This window comes from Rhodococcus aetherivorans (genome assembly GCF_011058165.1).
Classification (GTDB): Bacteria; Actinomycetota; Actinomycetes; order Mycobacteriales; family Mycobacteriaceae; genus Rhodococcus; species Rhodococcus aetherivorans.
Genome location: NZ_JAALEG010000003.1, coordinates 16,837 through 33,538 on the forward strand (window position 1 = coordinate 16,837; position 16,702 = coordinate 33,538).

Genomic DNA, 16,702 nt, shown 5'->3' on the forward strand with positions numbered 1-16,702 from the left:
TGGGATACCGGCGGGCCGGGATCGTGCCCGGTTCCGCATGCAATACCGGCATCGGCTTTCCTTGCGGCGATCCACTGCGCCCTCCGAGATCGTCTCGGGGTGCGTGCACGCTGCATCGAAAGGCAGTTCTGTACCTATGACCGTTTCCTTCTCCGACCTCGGCGTCCCCCGGACCCTGGTGGCCTCCCTGGGCGACAGCGGCATCACGAGCCCGTTCCCGATCCAGGTCGACACGCTGCCCGACACGCTGGACGGCCGTGACGTGCTCGGCCGGGGCCGCACGGGCAGTGGCAAGACGCTGGCGTTCTCCATTCCGCTCGCCGCGCGCCTGGCCGGCCGCGCCACCCGCGAGGCCGGCCGCCCGCGTGGGCTGGTGCTGGCCCCCACCCGCGAGCTGGCCACGCAGATCGCCGCGGTCGTCGAGCCCCTCGCGCGGGTCGCCGGGCTGCGGGTGACCACCATCTTCGGCGGAGTGTCGCAGAACCGGCAGGTCGACGCGCTGCGCCGCGGCGTGGACATCGTGATCGCCTGCCCGGGCCGCCTCGAGGACCTGATGCGGCAGAAGTTCGTCACGCTCGACGCGGTGGAGATCACCGTGCTCGACGAGGCGGACCACATGGCCGATCTCGGCTTCCTGCCCGGCGTGACGCGCATCATGAACGCGACCCCCAAGGACGGTCAGCGCCTGCTGTTCTCGGCCACGCTGGACAACGGCGTCGACAAGCTCGTCAAGCGGTTCCTGCGCAACGAGGTGCTGCACTCGGTCGACGAGGCGCACTCCCCGGTGGCGGCGATGACCCATCACGTGTTCGACGTCGACAACGCCGACACGAAGAAGGACCTCGTGCGGACCCTGGCGTCCGGTACGGGCCGGCGAATCCTGTTCATGCGCACCAAGCATCAGGCCCGCAAGCTCGCCCGTCAGCTCACCGAGTCCGGCATCCCGGCGGTCGATCTGCACGGCAACCTGTCGCAGAACGCGCGCGACCGCAACCTCGCGGCGTTCTCCTCCGGTGAGGCGCGTGTGCTCGTGGCCACCGACGTCGCGGCCCGCGGCGTCCACGTCGACGACGTGGAACTGGTGGTGCACGTCGACCCGCCGGCCGAGCACAAGGCGTACCTGCACCGTTCGGGCCGTACGGCCCGCGCCGGGAGCACCGGCGACGTCGTGACCGTGGTGCTGCCCGAGCAGCGCAAGGATCTGGCCGTCATCATGCGCAAGGCCGCGATCAAGGTCACTCCGGTGCGGGTGACGGCGAAGTCGGAGCACGTGCTGGACCTGGTCGGCGAGATCGCCCCGCACGTGAGCCCGTCGGTCAAGCAGGCCGCACCGGCCCCGTCCGGCGGTGGATCGCGACGGCCGGCCCGGCGCAGCGGCAGCGGGGCCGCCGCTCAGCGCGGCGCCCGGCAGCACGGCGGCGGGGCCGCCCGGCAGCACGGCGGCGGGGCCGCCCGGCAGCAGGGCGCGTCGCGGCAGGAGCAGCCGGCGGCCCGGCAGGAACGCGCCGGCCAGGCCGGGGGGCGCCGGCGTCGCCCGAATCACACGTCGGCGACCGCCGCACGGTAGGTAGGTCCCCGCTTCCGGACCCGCTCAGCGCGGGGTGAACCGGTGCACGGCCAGCATCGCGTCTGCCGGCACCGGTTCGGTCGGGACACATTCGGCGAGCCGGGCGCGTACCGCCTCGGGGTCCAGATCGGCGCCGATCACGACGAGCCGGGTGGTGGCAGGGACGTCGCCCGTGCGCCGGACGGGGTCGAAGCGGATGTGGTCGCCGACGGTGTGCAGCAGGTAGGTGCGCGTGCGTCCCCCGGCGACGACGTGGACGTACCCCTTGATGCGGAACACCCCGGCCGGCTGGTCCTCGAGGAAGTCGACGAGGGCACGCGGGTGCAGCGGGACGGGGGACTCGAAGTCGACGGCTTCGTAGCCGTCGTGCAGGTGCGTGTGGTCTCCGTCCTCGTCGTGTTCCTCGTACAGCAACCGGTCGAGGCTGAGTTGTTCGCCGGGTTGCGGCTCGGGGCGTTCGGGGATGTCGAACAGCAACGCCGGGTCGATGCGCCCGTGCACGGTGGACACGATCGCGGCGCGGTCGTTGAGGCGGCACAGCAGTTCGAGCAACTCGTCGTGGGCGTCGCCGTCGATGCGGTCGGTCTTGTTGAGCAGCACGAGGTCCGCGAGCGCGACGTGCTGATCGAGTTCGGGATGCCGGCCCCGGACGGTGCCGAACTCGGCGGCATCGACGACGAGGACGAGACCGCCGTAACCCACGTGTTCGTTGCCCGAGCCGACGACGAGCCGGATCATGTTGCGCGGCTCGGCGAGTCCGCTGGCTTCGACGACGATGACGTCGATGCCGGAGGTACGGTGCGCGAGCCGGTCGAGCATCGCGTCCATGTCGGCGACGTCGACGGCGCAGCACAGGCAGCCGTTGCTCAGCGAGACCATGGAGTCGACCTGCCCGGCGACCATCATCGAGTCGATGTTGACCGAGCCGAAGTCGTTGACGATCACGCCGATTCGCGCGCCGCGGTTGTTGCGCAGCAGGTGATTGAGCAGGGTGGTCTTCCCGGAGCCCAGGAATCCTGCGACGATCACCACGGGGGTCCGCTTGTTCGCCATGAGGCGAGCCTAGCGGTGCGTCCCGCCGGCCGGTCCGGGACGGGACGCACCACGGGCCTCGTCAGTTGCCCCGGCGGATCCATTCCTCGAGATGCGGGGACTCGGTGCCGATCGTCGTGCCGTCGCCGTGACCGGTGTGCACCTTCGTCTCGGCGGGCAGGGCGAACAGCTTGTCGCGGATCGAGCCGATGATGGTCGGGAAGTCCGAGTACGAGCGTCCCGTCGCACCGGGACCGCCGGAGAACAGGGTGTCGCCGGTGAACAGCTCGCCCGCCTCCGGCAGGTACAGGCACGTCGAGCCGGGCGAGTGCCCGGGGGTGTGGATGACCTGGATGTCGGTGCCCGCCACCGTGATCCGATCCCCGTCCGCGAGCGGCCGGTGCGCGACACCGGGGTGGGTCATCTCCCACAGCACGTCGTCGGCGGGGTTGAGCAGGATCGGGGCGTCGAGCTTGTCGGCCAGCTCGGGGGCGACGGTGACGTGGTCGTTGTGCCCGTGCGTGCACACGATCGCCACCACCTTCCGGCCACCGACGGCGTCGATGATCGGCTGCGCGGTGTGCGCGGCATCGATCACGACCACCTCGTCGTCGTCGCCGACGAGCCAGATGTTGTTGTCGACCTCCCACTCGCCGCCGTCGAGGGCGAAGGTGCCGTGGGTGACGACCCGATCGATACGCAGAGTCACAGGACCACCACCGAGCGCAGCACCTCGCCGCGGTGCATGGTCTCGAACGCCTTCTCCACCTGGTCGAGGGCGATGCGCTCGGTGACGAACTTCTCGAGCGGCAGCCGGCCCTGCTGGTAGAGGTCGACGAGCATGGGGAAGTCCCGCTCGGGCAGGCAGTCGCCGTACCAGGACGACTTGAGGGACCCGCCGCGGGAGAAGAAGTCGATCAGCGGCATCTCGAGGGTCATCTCCGGGGTGGGCACCCCGACGAGGACGACGGTGCCGGCCAGGTCGCGGGCGTAGAACGCCTGCTTCCACGTCTCCGGGCGGCCGACCGCGTCGATGACCACGTCGGCGCCGAAGCCGCCGGTCAGCTCCTGGATCGCCTCGACCGCGTCGACCTCGGCCCCGTTGATGGTGTGGGTAGCCCCGAGGTCGGTGGCCCACTCGAGCTTCCTCGGGTCCCGGTCGACCGCGATGATCTTGTTGGCGCCGGCGAGGCGGGCGCCCATGATCGCGGCGTCGCCCACGCCGCCGCAGCCGATCACCGCGACGGAGTCGCCGCGGGTCACCCCGCCGGTGTTCACCGCGGCACCGAGGCCTGCCATCACCCCGCAGCCGAGCAGGCCGACGACGGCCGGGTCGGCGCTGGGGTCGACCTTGGTGCACTGCCCTGCGTGCACGAGGGTCTTGTCGGCGAACGCGCCGATGCCCAGGGCCGGGGTCAGCTCGGTGCCGTCCTCGAGGGTCATCTTCTGCGTGGCGTTGTGGGTGTCGAAGCAGTACTGCGGGCGGCCGCGCTTGCAGGCGCGGCACTGCCCGCACACGGCCCGCCAGTTGAGGACGACGAAGTCCCCGACGGCGACCGAGTCGACGCCCGCACCGACGGACTCGACGACACCGGCGGCCTCGTGCCCGAGCAGGAACGGGAACTCGTCGTTGATGCCGCCCTCCCGGTAGTGCAGGTCGGTGTGGCACACGCCGCACGCGGCGATCGCGACGACGACCTCCCCCGGCCCCGGGTCGGGGATGACGATCGGCACGACCTCGACGGGAGCGCCCTTCGCGCGGGCGACGACGCCCCGGACCTGCTGTGGCATGACGGTGTCTCCTTCTTCTCGTGCGGTGCTCGCGCGACGTCGGCGACGTATCGCGGTATGCGCACACGCTATCGGCGGCGCGGCACCCCGGTACCTGATCGAAGGAGTGGATCGACCTGACCGAAAGACCAGTCCCCCACTTTCGACCCCGAAATGCCGAAGTGTCGTTGATCGAGTACGGAAGTCCGGCTAAGCTTCGGTATGACCGCCCTCACAGGGCGCAGCGTCCAGGCGAGGCGACCCCTCGCAGGCCCGAGGAGTGCAATGTCGATCGCCAACACGGTGACCCTCCCCCACCCCCGCAGCGAAAGCTGGGACTGGCAGCTGCACGCGGCGTGCCGGGGCCACGAGTCGTCGGCCTTCTTCCATCCCGAGGGGGAACGTGGCCGCGCACGCGAACTGCGCGAGTACCGCGCCAAGCTCGTCTGCGCCCGGTGTCCGGTTCTCGAGCGCTGCCGCACCCACGCACTGGAAGTCGGTGAGCCGTACGGCATCTGGGGTGGCATGTCGGAGTCCGAGCGCCGCTCGTGCCGCGCCGCCGTGGATCGGTCGGCCCGGTGGGGCATGCTGGGGCGCTGACGCGACCCGCCTGCGCCGCGACGCGACGCAGGCGCCACCAGGGAGGCACGAATGGACTCACCCGGCCACCCCGGCCCGCCGATTCTCGTCGTCATGGGGGTGTCCGGCTCCGGCAAATCGACCGTCGCGGCACTCGTCGCCGAGGCCACCGGATGGGACCTGCTCGAGGGCGACGACCTGCATCCGCGTGCCAACGTGGAGAAGATGGCCGCCGGCCGGCCGCTCAGCGACGCGGACCGGGCGCCGTGGCTCGCGGCGGTCGGCGCGTGGATCCGGGACCACACCGGCCGGGGCAGGCCGGGGGTGGTGACGTGCTCGGCGCTGCGCCGCCGCTACCGGGACGACCTCGCCGGCGAGAACGTGGTCTTCGTGCACCTGGCGGGCACGCGCGAGCAGATCCGGGAACGGCTCCGCACGCGGCGCGGCCACTACATGCCGGCCGACCTGCTGGACTCGCAGTTCGACACGTTCGAGCCGCTCGAACCCGACGAGGCGGCGATCGTCGTCGGCATCGACGCCGAGCCCGCCGACGTCGCCGCCGAGATCGTGGCGCGGGCGGCCGAGTGGACGCGCGGGACGGACGTCAGCCCGCGGCCTTGATCCCCGCCTCGGCGCCGAGCGCGGCCGCCTCGCCGCGGGTGCTCACCCCGAGCTTGCGGAGCACCGAGGCCACGTGGAACTTGACCGTCGACTCGCTGACACCGAGCCGCTCGGCGATCACCCGGTTCCGCCGGCCCGCGACGAGGTGCTCGAGCACCTCCACCTCGCGTGGCGCGAGGACCGCCAGCGCCTCGAGTGCGGGGCTGCCGGCCACGGGTGCGGGCATGTCGAGCGGTAGCCGGGCCGCGACCCGGCAGCCCCAGCCGGGCGTGGACTCGGCCTCCACGGTGCCGCCGAGGGTTTCGGCCCGGTCCCGTAGCTGCCGCGCGAGGTCGGCGGCGTCGGCCTCGCCGTCACCGTCGTCCCGGATGTCGATCAGCAGGTCGGTTCCGTCGCAGTTCCAGGCGACCCGGACGCGGCCGAGGTTCGCCTGCGCGGACATCGCGAGGACCGCGCCGCGGGCGAGGGCCCGGGCCGCATGCGCGACCTCGCCCGGCAGCGCCCGCCCGTCCACCGGCGGGGCGACCATCTCGAGGACCACCTCGCGGTGCCGGAGCAGACCGCGCAGTTCACCGTGCAGCCTAGCGAAGGCGGTGGTCACCGCCTCCTCGGCGAGTTCGCGGTGCCGGTCGACGGCCGAGCGCAGCCCGATGAGGGCATTGGTGGCGGTTTCGCGTGCGGTGATGCGGGCCCGGGTGTCGTCGAGGTCCCTCGACCGCAGCGTCGCGAGGATCGACTCGAGCGTCATCGCATGGGCCTCGGTGAGCTCGGCAACGGTCCGTGCGCGTTCGGAGGAGGCGGCGCGGGATTCGGCGAGGTACGCCGGGCTGGCGTTGCGGACCTGCAGCTGGATGCCGGTGGCCACCACAGCGAACAGGGCCCGGACCAGCTCGAGGGGAATCGAGCCGGTGCGGGCACCGCCCGGGACGAGCACGAGCAGCGTGTCGGTGGCGTCGAGGATCGCCCACACGTCGCGGTCCCGGCCCGCGATCCGGGCCGGGCCGCGACGGATCTGCCCGGTCGCGAGTTCGCTTCGGACGCGGTCGAGTTCGGCGATGGTCACGCGGTCGACGATCGCCGGGTCGCCGGCCACCTTGCGGGGCCGGCCGGTGCATTCCCGCGTGAAGATCACCAGGGCGGTGTGCGGGACCAGGTCGGTGAGCAGCGCCGAGAAGCGCTGGCCGATCTCGGTGAGCGGCCCGACCAGTACGTCCCGCAGATTCGTGATCAGCGTGTCGGGGGCCGGGATCGGGGTGTTCACTCCGGTCACGATAGCGCGCGCAGCCCGGCGACCGGCCCCGCCGATCAGTGTGTGGCCACCGAGGCGGGTGTGTCGGCGGACCGGGCGTCGGCGGTGTGCGCCTCGAACCGCAGCCGTCCCACGGCGACGGCGGCGAGCACGAGGGCGCCGGCGACGAGCAGGTAGAGCTGGGTGGGCGACCAGTGCAGGTCGAGCAGCGCACCGGCGACGATCGGCGAGGCGATGGCCCCGAGCCGGCCGACGCCGATGCCCCAGCCGACGCCGGTCGCCCGCACCGACGGCGCATACACCGAGGGCGTGATCGCGTACAGGCCCGCGATGCACCCGTTGACGAACACGCCGATGAGGGCGCCGAGGGCGAACGCGACGACCACCGCGACGGTGGCGGGGACGAAGACCACGAGCAGAGCGCCGGCGATCACCATGTACGACGCCAGGACCCGCTTCAGCGCGAATCGCGCGGACAGCGCGCCGAGCAGCGTTGCGCCGAAGATGCCGCCGAGGTTCAGCAGCACGCCCCCGGTGATGCCCTGGTCGGCCGACAGGCCCGCTTCGACGAGCAGCTTCGGCGTCCAGCTCGTCACGAAGTAGAAGGCGAACATGGTCAGGAAGAACGCGGCCCAGACGAGCACCGTCGAGCGACGCTGCCGCGGTGCGAGGAGGCTGCCGACCCTGACGCCGGACCGCGGCCCGGAATCGTCGGCCTGTCGCGGCGCGGGCAGCGCGGCGAGCGGCTGGTGCCCGGCGCGGACCGCGAACGCGTTGATGCGGGCGAGGGCGTGGGCGGGCCGCCGGGCGAGCAGGAAGTCGAGGGATTCGGGCAGGCGGAGGTACACGACCGGGATGATCACCGCGGTGCAGACGCCGCCGAACAGGAAGACGGATCGCCATCCGTAGGAGTTCTGCAGCACGACGGCGATGATGCCGCCGACGGTGGCGCCGACGGCGTAGCCGGTGGAGTTCAGGCTCACCGCCAGCGCGCGCCACCGGTTGGAGGCGTACTCGCTGGCGATGACGTTGCTGCTGGCGAGGATTCCCCCGATGCCGACGCCGGTGAGGGCGCGCAGCAGCCCCAGCTGCAGGGCGCTCTGGCTGACCGCGGAGGCAAGCATGCCGATCGACGCGATCCCCAGGCAGAGCAGGATCATGCCGCGGCGGCCGATCGTGTCGGCCCACGGCGCGAGGAACAGCGAGCCCGCGGCCATGCCGAACAGGCCTGCGCTGAGCAGCAGGCCGAGCGCCGAACCGGACAGGCCCCACTCCTGGGACACCGACTGGGCGGTGAAGGCCATGACGAGCACGTCGAAGCCGTCGAGGACGTTGAGCAGCACGCAGATCGCCACCGCGCCCCATTGGAAGCGCGTCATCGGGCTGGTGTCGATGCGTTCACGTAGATCGATTGCCATGTATCGGGCCCCTGTTCGAAGGATGTGAGGCGAGTCACCTGCGAGGAGCGTGATGGATCGGATCACAACGAATCCACCCTCCTTCCGGATACCGGAAGGGCGCCGCCCGACTTTCCGCCATCCGGAAGTCGGGTGGCGCCCGTCACGTGCCGCCCGTCACGGTGGAGGCATCCGCCGGTCGCTCGGACCGGAACCATCCCCGTGGAGACGAGACAACCATGACGAAGATCGCCCGGAACCAGTGGTATGTGGCCGCCTACGGCCGCGAGATCGACCGGGAACTGTTCGCCCGGACCATCTGCGACGAGCCGATCCTGTTCTGGCGCACCGAATCCGGTGAGGTCACCGCAATGTCGGACCGGTGCGTGCACCGCCGCTTCCCGCTCTCGCAGGCGCCGAGCCGCCTCGCGGGCGACACGGTCGTATGCGGCTACCACGGCTTCACCTACGGGTCCGACGGCGGCTGCGTGGCCGTGCCGGGCCAGAAGCGGGTGCCCCGCACCGCGCGACTGAAGTCGTACCCGGTGGTCGAGCAGGACTCGTTCGTGTGGATCTGGATCGCCGACCCGGACCGTCCGGCCGAGCCCGATCCGACCCGCATCCCCCGGGCGCCGTGGCTCGACGCGCCCGGCTACGCCGTGGCCTCGGGCATGGAGCCGCTGCGGGCGCGCTACAGCCTGCTCGTCGACAACCTGATGGACCTCTCCCACGAGACGTACCTGCACGGCGGCTACATCGGCACCCCCGAGGTGGCCGAGACCCCCATCACCACCGAGGTCGACGACGAGGCCGGGATCGTCTACGTCTCCCGGCACATCGCCGACGCGGAATGCCCGCCCTTCTACGCCGAATCGACCGGCCTCGAGGGCCGCATCACCCGGTGGCAGGACATCGAGTACCACCCGCCGTGCCTGTACCTGCTGCACAGCCGGATCGCGCCCGTCGGCGTGCTGCCGCCCGAGACCGGACCCGACAGCGACGCGTTCCACGTCGAGGTGGTCTACGCGATCACCCCGGAGACCGAACACTCCACTCACGATTTCTGGTCGGTGGCAAGGGATTTTGCGCTCGAGGACGAGAAGGTCACCGAGTTCCTGCGCGAGAACAACCGCACCGTCGTGCTGCAGGACGTCGTCGCGCTCGACCGGCTCGAACAGGTGCTCGCCACCGAACCAGAGGGGTACCAGGAACTGAGCATCAACATCGACGCCGGCGCTCTGGCCGCGCGGCGGATCCTGCAGGCGATGACGGCGGGCGGCACCCTCGCCGAGACGAGGTAACCGATGTCCTCGCAACCGAACCGGATGCTGCGCGGGCCCAACGTGATGCGCGTCGTGTGGCTGCCCGGCTCCGACCGCCTCGAGGGAACGTGCCATTGCGGTGCCCGGCACGTCGCCGAGGATCCCGTCACGCTGTGGGACTGGCTGCTCGCTCATCCCGTCGGCCACGCCGACGCCCTCCCCCGGCCGCCCGAACCGACCCGCGAAGTCGCTCACGCGTAAGGACCCGACCATGACATTTCCGGAAAACAACTCCCCGGCAAACGAATTCGGCACCGACCTCGAAATCGTCGAGCGGACGGAACCCGCGGACGGCGTCGTCGCGCTGTGCCTGCGGCACCCGGACGGCGGGCCCCTGCCGCCGTGGAGTCCCGGCGCGCACATCGATCTCGTGCTCGACGAGGACCTCGTCCGTCAGTACTCGCTGTGCGGCGACCCGGCCGACACCGGGACGTGGCGCATCGCCGTCCTGCGCGAGGCCGACGGCCGCGGCGGCTCGCAGTACGTGCACGACAAACTCGCCGTCGGTGACCGCGTCCGCGTTCACGGACCCCGCAACAACTTCGACCTCGCCCCGGCGCCGCGCTACCTCTTCCTCGCCGGCGGGATCGGGATCACCCCGATAGTGCCGATGATCGCCGCGGCCGAGGCGGCCGGCGCCGACTGGTCCCTCGTCTACGGCGGCCGCCGCCGCGCCTCGATGGCGTTCGCCGACGACCTCGTCACCCGCTACCCGGGCCGGGTCACCCTCGTGCCGCAGGACGAACGGGGCCCGCTCGATCTGCCGTCGCTGCTCGGGGACCCGCGTCCCGGCACCCTCGTCTACTGCTGCGGCCCCGCCGGGCTGCTCGACGCCGTCACCACCGCCTGCGCCGACCGGCCCGCCGGGTCGCTGCGGATCGAACGGTTCGCCGCGAAGGAACAGTCCGCTCCGGTGCGCTCGGACGGCTTCGAGGTGGAGCTGGCCCTGAGCGGTACCACCGTCACCGTCGCGCCCGACGAGAGCGTCCTGGACGCCGTCGCCGCCGCGGGTGTGCAGGTGCTCTCGTCCTGCCGCGAAGGTACCTGCGGCACCTGCGAGACCACCGTGCTCGCCGGCACGGTGGACCACCGCGACTCCCTGCTGACCCCCGAAGAACAGGCCGCGCACGACACCATGCTGATCTGCGTGTCCCGCGCCGCCTGCCCCCGCCTGGTTCTCGAACTCTGACTGCCCGAATCCCGAGGTGACCGCCGTGACCGTCGCAATGCACCCGCCCACCCTCGACGACGACCCGTTCGACGACGCCGTCCTCGCCGACCCGTACGAGTTCCACGCCCGGCTGCGCGCCGCCGGACCGGTGGTGTACCTGCCCCGATACGACGTGTACGCGACGGGCAGGTTCGAGGAGGTCCACGCCTGCCTCACCGACTGGCGCACCTTCGTCTCCGGACGAGGGGTCGGCCTCGCCGACTTCGCCCACGAGACGCCGTGGCGTACCCCGAGCCTGCTGCTCGAGGCCGACCCGCCGGACCACACGGTGGTGCGGGCGGCCATGGGGGCCGTCGTCTCGCCGCGCACCGTGCGCGCGCTACGCGCCGGGTTCGAGGCCGAGGCCGACGCCCTGGCCGACGCGCTCGTGGCCCGCGGTGAGTTCGACGCCGTCACCGATCTCGCCGAGGTGTTCCCCCTGCGGGTGTTCCCGGACGCGGTGGGGATCCGGGAGGACGGCCGCGAGCATCTGTTGCCGTACGGCGCCATGGCGTTCAACGCCTTCGGGCCCCGCAACGACCGCGTGGAGAGGGCACTCGCCGCGTCCGGGCCGACGCAGGAGTGGGTCGCGGAGTCGTGCCGGCGGGAGAATCTCGCGCCGGGCGGGTTCGGCGCGCAGATCTGGGCGGCCGCCGACCGTGGTGACATCACCGCCGAACAGGCGCCTATGCTCGTTCGATCCCTGCTCACCGCCGGCGTGGACACCACCGTTCACGGCATCGCCAACACCGTCTACGCCATGACGCGGTTCCCCGGGCAGTGGCAGGCGCTGCACGCCCGGCCGGCGCTCGCGAAGTTCGCGTTCGACGAGGCGCTGCGCTGGGAATCGCCCGTGCAGACCTTCTTCCGCACCACCCCCACCGACACCGAGGTGGCCGGCGTCCCCATCGGCGAGGGCCGCAAGGTCCTGCTGTTCCTCGGCGCCGCCAACCGCGACGAACGGCGATGGGGACCCGATGCGCACGTCGTCGACATCCACCGCTCCGCCGGCGGACACGTCGCGTTCGGCATGGGCATCCACCAGTGCGTCGGTCAGCCGATCGCGCGGCTCGAGGCCGAGGTGCTGCTCACCGCGCTGGCACAGCGGATCCGGCGGATCGAACCGGCCGGGGATCCGGTGCCGCAACCGAACAACACGCTCAAGGGCTGGGCTAGCATTCCGCTCAGAGTCGAACCGGCCTGACCGGAGCAGTTCCCGAGGAAGGGGTGAGCACACCGTGACCCCCACCGGCGCCGCCCGCCCGGCCACCGGTTCCGTCACGGTACGCGCGCTCACCCTCCTGGAGGCGTTCACGCGCGAGCAACCCAACCTGACCCTGAGCGAGATTTCCCGGCGCACCGGCCTGCCGCTCACCACGGTGCACCGGCTCGCCGGGGATCTCACCGAGTGGGGCGCGCTGGAACGCGACTCGTCCGGCCGATTCAGCATCGGCCTCCGGCTGTGGCAGGTCGCGGCGCTCGCGCCGCGCGGCACGCTGCTGCGTGAGCTGGCGCTGCCCGTGATGGAGGACCTGTCGCAGATCACCCAGGAGAACGTGCAGCTCGGTGTGCGTGAGGGGACCGAGGTGGTGTTCGTCGAACGCCTGCGCGGTCAGCGGGCGGTGAAGACCCTCACCCGGGTCGGCAGCCCCTTTCCCATCCACGCGTCCGGCCTGGGACTCGTGCTGCTCGCGTTCGCACCGCGCTCCGTTCAGGAGGAGGTGCTGGCCCGGCCGCTGGAGCGGTTCACCGAACGCACCCTCACCTCCCCCGCCGAGCTGCGCCGGGTCCTGGCCGAGGTACGCCGCTCCGAGATCGCGGTGAGCGACCGGCAGGTGACGATGGAGGCGGTCTCCGTGGCCGCACCCATCTTCGAGCGGCCCGGCGTCGCCATCGCGGCGCTGTCGATCGTCGCCGCCGCGGACACCGCGCAGGTCACCGCACTGTCCCAACTGGTCCGCGCCGCGGCCCGCGCGATCGGCCGCTCCCTGCGGCCCGGCGGATTGACGAGCAGCGATGGGTGAACCCGCCCGCACCGTGCCGCGGCTGCTGCTCGACCGGGTGGCCCGCACGCCCCACGCGGAGGCATTCCGGCACCCCAGCGGCGACGACTGGACGAGCGTGTCGTGGACCGAGGTGGCCGGCCGGGTCACCGCCCTCGCCGCCGGGTTGATCGGCCGTGGAATTCGCCCGGGCGCGCACGTCGCCGTCTGCGCCGCCACCAGCTACGAGTGGATCCTCGCCGACCTCGCGATCGTGTGCGCCGGGGCGGTCACCGTGCCGGTCTATCCCGCCACCCCGCCGACAGAGGTGGTGGCACTGCTCCGGCACTCGGGCAGCGTGCTGACCTTCACCGACCGGCCGCTGCCCACCGCGCCGGTGCTGCACCTGGACCGGCTCGGCGAACTCGAGGCCGAGGGCCGACGGCTCCTGGCCGCCGATCCCGGAGCGGTCGCGGCCCGCATCGCGGGCGTGACGCCCGACCACCTGGCCACCCTGATCTACACCTCCGCCTCCGACGGCACCGCCAAGGGCGCGTGCCTGCCGCACGCCGCCGTCACCTACGAGGCCCGGGCCATGGCCCGCCTGGGCATGCTCACGCCCTCGGACCTGCAACTGCTGTGGCTGCCGCTCTCCCACGTCTTCGGACGTGCGCTGCTGTTCGTGGGCGTGCACCTGGGCGTGCCGACGATCGTCGACGGCCGTGCCGATCGGGTCGTGCAGCGCCTCGGCGAGGTCCGGCCGACATTCCTCGGGTCCGTTCCCCACGTGCTGGGCAAGATCCGCGCCGGCGTGGAGTCCGGTGCCGCGGATCTGGGCCGGTTGCGGTTCGTGATCTCCGGCTCGGCGCGGCTCGACCGTCCGCTGGCCGAGTGGTTCGAAGGGGCCGGCGTGCCGGCACTCGAGGGATACGGCCTCACCGAGACCGCGGGTCCGTGCTGCGTCAACCGCCCGGACAGCCGGCGCCTCGGTTCCATGGGCCGGCCGCTGCCCGGCACGCAGGTGCGCATCGCCGCCGACGGGGAACTGCTCGTCCGCAGCCCCGCCGTCATGTCCGGATACCACGACGACGCCGAGCGCACCGCCGCAGTCCTCGACCGCGACGGGTGGTTCCACACCGGCGATCGCGCCGTCGTCGACGACGACGGTTTCGTCACCCTGCGCGCCCGCAAGAAGGAGGTGTTCAAGACCTCCACCGGCAAGTACGTCGCGCCGGTCGCCGTCGCACGCCGGTTCCGGGCACTGTTGCCCGGCGCGGACCTCGTCGTGGTGGGCGAGCACCGCCCCTACTGCGTAGGACTGGTGGTCCCCACCTCGGGCCGGGCGATCCCCCCGGCCGAGGCCGCGGCCGCCGTCGCCCGGCTCAATGCGGAGCTCGGCCGCTGGGAACGCATCCGCCGGTTCACCGTGCTGCCCGCACCGCTGCCGCCCACGGAGGTCGACGCGCACGGACGCCCGCTGCGGGAGCGGGTGCTCGCGCGCTGCGCCGAGGTGGTGCGCCGGCTGTACGAGGGTTGATCAGGGGCGGTAGCCCGGCTCGGTGCGACCGGCGTCCCAGGTGCGATCGGCGTCCCAGGTGGACACCGCCCAGATCACCACCACGTCGATCGCGATGATCGCGAGCGACCATCCCGGGTAGTAGGGCAACCACAGGAAGTTCGCGATGATCGACAGCGCCGCGATGACGATCGCGGCGACGCGCGCCCACGTGGCTCCCGTGACGAGAGCGAGACCGATCACGGCCACGAGGATGCCCAGGATCAGATGCACCCAGCCCCACGCCGAGACGCTCCAGGAGAAGGTGTACTCCTGGCCGACCACGATGATGTCGTCCTTGGCGATCGCGGCGATGCCCTGCAGAACCTGCAGGACGCCGACCGTCGCGAGCAGGATGCCGGCCGCGATCGACGTGCCCGCGGCGAAGCCCTGCTTCAGGCCGGACCCCGTTGCAGGTCCACTGTCGTGGCGGACCGCGGCGGGGCCGCCGGCCTCGTGGGCACCACCACCGTGGCGCGCGGACGCACCCGCCGCTGCCGTGGAACCTGCACCGGCGGTGGCACCTGCACCAGCCTTCGAACCTGTGCCGGCCGTCGAACCTGCACCGGCCGTGGCACCCGCACCGGTTGGAGAACCCGGGGTAACGCTCGAACCTTCGGACACGACAGCTCACCTCTCCCGTTTTCGAAGCGATCCCTCACAGTGTGCGCCGCCGGACGAGAGCGTGGAGCAGGTTCCGAGGGTGAAAAATGTCGGCATTGCCCGGAGAAGGGGGCCGCCGCGGTGGGAGAAGGATCCGGAGAGTGCCGGAGGGAGTGGAGCTAAGGGGACTCGAACCCCTGACCCCCACACTGCCAGTGTGGTGCGCTACCAGCTGCGCCATAGCCCCGTGCAGAACAACCGTGCCACCCGCGGTGGCCTCTCACGACGAGAGGCGAGAGCATTCACTCTCGCCTCTCGCGGTGATGGTGGAGCTAAGGGGACTCGAACCCCTGACCCCCACACTGCCAGTGTGGTGCGCTACCAGCTGCGCCATAGCCCCGTACTCGGATCGTCACCCGGGATTCACTCCCCGGTGCGAGAAGAAAATTACACCATCGCCGTCGACGACAACAAATCGCCTGGTCAGTGGCGACGGTGCGGGCGACGGTGATCGGACGGCCGACCACCGTCGCCGCCGCCTCAGCCGAGTTCAGCCACCCAGTTGTCGTTGCCGAGGGCGTCGATCACCGTGCCGTTGTGCACCACCGCGGGGGTGCCGGACGCGCCCGCCGCAGCGAGCGCCTGCCGTCCCGCCTCCGCGTCGACGGCGGCCTGCTCGACGCGCGCGCCGTCGGCGACGCACTGCGCCGCCTCGTCGGACGCCCCGGCGTCCCGCGCCATCTGTGCCAGCTCGGCGTTGGTGAGGTCGCTGTCGCTCCGCTCGGCGGGCTGGTTCTCCGGCGAGAGCAACGCGGCGTGGAACGCGGAGAACGCCGTCGCATCACCGGTCTGCGCGACGCACTGGCCGGCCGCGACCGCGCGGGTCGAGTAGTCGCCGCTCGCGGAGAGCTGATCGAGGAACGCGAGCATGTGGTACCGCACGGCGACGTCGCCGGCGTCGACCGCCTGCGCGAGTTCCTGGCCGTGCTTGTGCTCGAGCTCGGCGCAGTACGGACACAGCGGATCCTCGAACAGGTCGATCGTGGTCGCGGCGTCGGGAAGACCGAGCACGATGACACCGTCGTCCTGCAGCTCCACCTGCACCGCGGTGTTCTGCACCGTCCCGTAGCCCTCGTTGCGCGCCTTGCCCCGGTTCGACTGCCACAACACCCCCCCGATGACCAGCACCGCGATGACCAGGACCGCGATGCCGCCGAGGATGAAGGTGGACTTGCTCGACGTCGGCTCCGGCGTGTACTTGACCGGTTTGACCTTCTTCGCGCTCACGGAATCTGCCCTTCGCTGCTCGGGGATCGATGCGGGATCACTCTGCCATCGCGGGCTGAGTGCGTGCTGAGAGCCTCGCCCGTGAGCCGAGACCGAGCGCGAACGGACTGCGCGGGAACACCGTCAACCACCCGGCCAGGGCGAGGAAGCCGAGGTCTCGTGCGATCTCCCCGGCGTAGTCCCAGCCGTTCACGTCCGCCGCTCCACCGCCGCCGAAGCATCCGCAGTCGATGGACAGGCCGCGGGCCCAGACCGAGGCGATCACCGCGATCAAGGTCAGCAGCGCAGCCGCGCCCACGACCGCTGCGGCGCGCACCGCGAGTCCGATCAGCAGCAGCAGGCCGAGCACGAGTTCGAGGATCGGCAGACCGGCCGCAACGGGCCGTACGAGCGCCTCGGGCAACAACTGGTATGCGCGGACGGCCACGACGGTCTGTGACGGATCGGCGAACTTGATCCATCCGGAGATCAGCCACACGGCAGCGAGACCGAGCCGGGCGATCAGGCTGAACAGGGGAATCCACACCC

17 protein-coding genes and 2 tRNA genes are annotated in these 16,702 nt (G+C 71.7%); 9 read left to right on the plus strand and 10 right to left on the minus strand.

From position 1 onward, the window contains the following. Positions 1 to 136: 136 nt before the first annotated feature. Positions 137 to 1,567 (plus strand): DEAD/DEAH box helicase, encoded by a 1,431-nt coding sequence (locus tag G6039_RS01785; RefSeq protein WP_164528054.1) that lies wholly within the window; start codon positions 137 to 139, stop codon positions 1,565 to 1,567. 24 nt (positions 1,568 to 1,591) lie between these two features. On the opposite strand, the gene G6039_RS01790 is transcribed toward G6039_RS01785, so the two are convergent. The 3 genes from G6039_RS01790 to G6039_RS01800 form a co-directional block, all read right to left on the minus strand. After that, positions 1,592 to 2,620 (minus strand): CobW family GTP-binding protein, encoded by a 1,029-nt coding sequence (locus tag G6039_RS01790; protein ID WP_043797075.1) that lies wholly within the window; start codon positions 2,618 to 2,620, stop codon positions 1,592 to 1,594. A 61-nt stretch (positions 2,621 to 2,681) separates the two neighbouring features. After that, a complete protein-coding gene (locus G6039_RS01795) occupies positions 2,682 to 3,308 on the minus strand; it encodes an MBL fold metallo-hydrolase (RefSeq protein ID WP_029544506.1) in 627 nt (208 codons plus the stop codon). Continuing rightward, complete coding sequence (locus G6039_RS01800) at positions 3,305 to 4,390, minus strand: S-(hydroxymethyl)mycothiol dehydrogenase (protein WP_006940578.1); 1,086 nt, start codon at positions 4,388 to 4,390, stop codon at positions 3,305 to 3,307. The genes G6039_RS01795 and G6039_RS01800 overlap by 4 nt, the downstream gene beginning before the upstream one ends. 264 nt (positions 4,391 to 4,654) lie before the next feature. On the opposite strand from G6039_RS01800, the gene G6039_RS01805 reads away from it, so the two are divergent. Together G6039_RS01805 and G6039_RS01810 are read left to right on the plus strand one after the other, a co-directional pair. Further along, positions 4,655 to 4,969, plus strand: coding sequence for a WhiB family transcriptional regulator (locus tag G6039_RS01805; RefSeq protein WP_006940579.1), 315 nt, complete (start codon positions 4,655 to 4,657; stop codon positions 4,967 to 4,969). A 51-nt stretch (positions 4,970 to 5,020) separates the two neighbouring features. Beyond that, positions 5,021 to 5,569, plus strand: a complete 549-nt coding sequence (locus G6039_RS01810) for a gluconokinase (RefSeq protein WP_006940581.1) — start codon at positions 5,021 to 5,023, stop codon at positions 5,567 to 5,569. Here the strand turns inward: G6039_RS01810 and G6039_RS01815 are convergent. Both G6039_RS01815 and G6039_RS01820 read right to left on the minus strand, forming a co-directional pair. Then, the gene (locus tag G6039_RS01815; RefSeq protein ID WP_006940585.1) at positions 5,553 to 6,830 is read right to left on the minus strand and encodes a LuxR C-terminal-related transcriptional regulator; all 1,278 of its coding nucleotides are present in this window, start codon (positions 6,828 to 6,830) and stop codon (positions 5,553 to 5,555) included. The genes G6039_RS01810 and G6039_RS01815 overlap by 17 nt on opposite strands. A gap of 44 nt (positions 6,831 to 6,874) precedes the next feature. Beyond that, positions 6,875 to 8,236 carry an MFS transporter gene (locus G6039_RS01820; protein WP_029544510.1) on the minus strand — a complete coding sequence of 454 codons (1,362 nt, stop codon included), beginning with the start codon at positions 8,234 to 8,236 and terminating at the stop codon, positions 6,875 to 6,877. A gap of 218 nt (positions 8,237 to 8,454) precedes the next feature. Here G6039_RS01820 and G6039_RS01825 point away from each other — a divergent pair, with 218 nt between their 5' ends. Genes G6039_RS01825 through G6039_RS01850 form a run of 6 tightly spaced genes read left to right on the plus strand, consistent with a single transcriptional unit; the run spans position 8,455 to position 14,266 of the window. Further along, complete coding sequence (locus tag G6039_RS01825) at positions 8,455 to 9,516, plus strand: aromatic ring-hydroxylating oxygenase subunit alpha (RefSeq protein WP_006940588.1); 1,062 nt, start codon at positions 8,455 to 8,457, stop codon at positions 9,514 to 9,516. Between the two features lie 3 nt (positions 9,517 to 9,519). Then, positions 9,520 to 9,738, plus strand: coding sequence for a hypothetical protein (locus G6039_RS01830; RefSeq protein ID WP_006940590.1), 219 nt, complete (start codon positions 9,520 to 9,522; stop codon positions 9,736 to 9,738). Between the two features lie 10 nt (positions 9,739 to 9,748). Further along, positions 9,749 to 10,726, plus strand: a complete 978-nt coding sequence (locus G6039_RS01835) for a PDR/VanB family oxidoreductase (RefSeq protein ID WP_029544512.1) — start codon at positions 9,749 to 9,751, stop codon at positions 10,724 to 10,726. A 25-nt stretch (positions 10,727 to 10,751) separates the two neighbouring features. Continuing rightward, positions 10,752 to 11,951 (plus strand): cytochrome P450, encoded by a 1,200-nt coding sequence (locus tag G6039_RS01840; protein WP_231385915.1) that lies wholly within the window; start codon positions 10,752 to 10,754, stop codon positions 11,949 to 11,951. A gap of 34 nt (positions 11,952 to 11,985) precedes the next feature. Continuing rightward, positions 11,986 to 12,771, plus strand: a complete 786-nt coding sequence (locus tag G6039_RS31170) for an IclR family transcriptional regulator (protein ID WP_006940596.1) — start codon at positions 11,986 to 11,988, stop codon at positions 12,769 to 12,771. Continuing rightward, on the plus strand, positions 12,764 to 14,266 hold the full coding sequence (locus G6039_RS01850) for an AMP-dependent synthetase/ligase (protein WP_006940597.1): 1,503 nt from the start codon (positions 12,764 to 12,766) through the stop codon (positions 14,264 to 14,266). The genes G6039_RS31170 and G6039_RS01850 overlap by 8 nt, the downstream gene beginning before the upstream one ends. Here the strand turns inward: G6039_RS01850 and G6039_RS01855 are convergent, their stop codons facing one another. From G6039_RS01855 to G6039_RS01875, 5 genes are all read right to left on the minus strand, one after another. After that, entirely contained in the window at positions 14,267 to 14,683 is a 417-nt protein-coding gene (locus G6039_RS01855; protein ID WP_029544516.1) for a DUF7144 family membrane protein, read from the minus strand. 378 nt (positions 14,684 to 15,061) lie between these two features. Continuing rightward, positions 15,062 to 15,134, minus strand: a tRNA-Ala gene (locus G6039_RS01860). A gap of 77 nt (positions 15,135 to 15,211) precedes the next feature. Continuing rightward, a tRNA-Ala gene (locus tag G6039_RS01865) sits at positions 15,212 to 15,287 on the minus strand. Between the two features lie 140 nt (positions 15,288 to 15,427). Continuing rightward, complete coding sequence (locus tag G6039_RS01870; RefSeq protein ID WP_006940599.1) at positions 15,428 to 16,174, minus strand: DsbA family protein; 747 nt, start codon at positions 16,172 to 16,174, stop codon at positions 15,428 to 15,430. A gap of 37 nt (positions 16,175 to 16,211) precedes the next feature. Next, positions 16,212 to 16,700 carry a MauE/DoxX family redox-associated membrane protein gene (locus G6039_RS01875; protein WP_006940600.1) on the minus strand — a complete coding sequence of 163 codons (489 nt, stop codon included), beginning with the start codon at positions 16,698 to 16,700 and terminating at the stop codon, positions 16,212 to 16,214. Positions 16,701 to 16,702 lie beyond the last annotated feature (2 nt).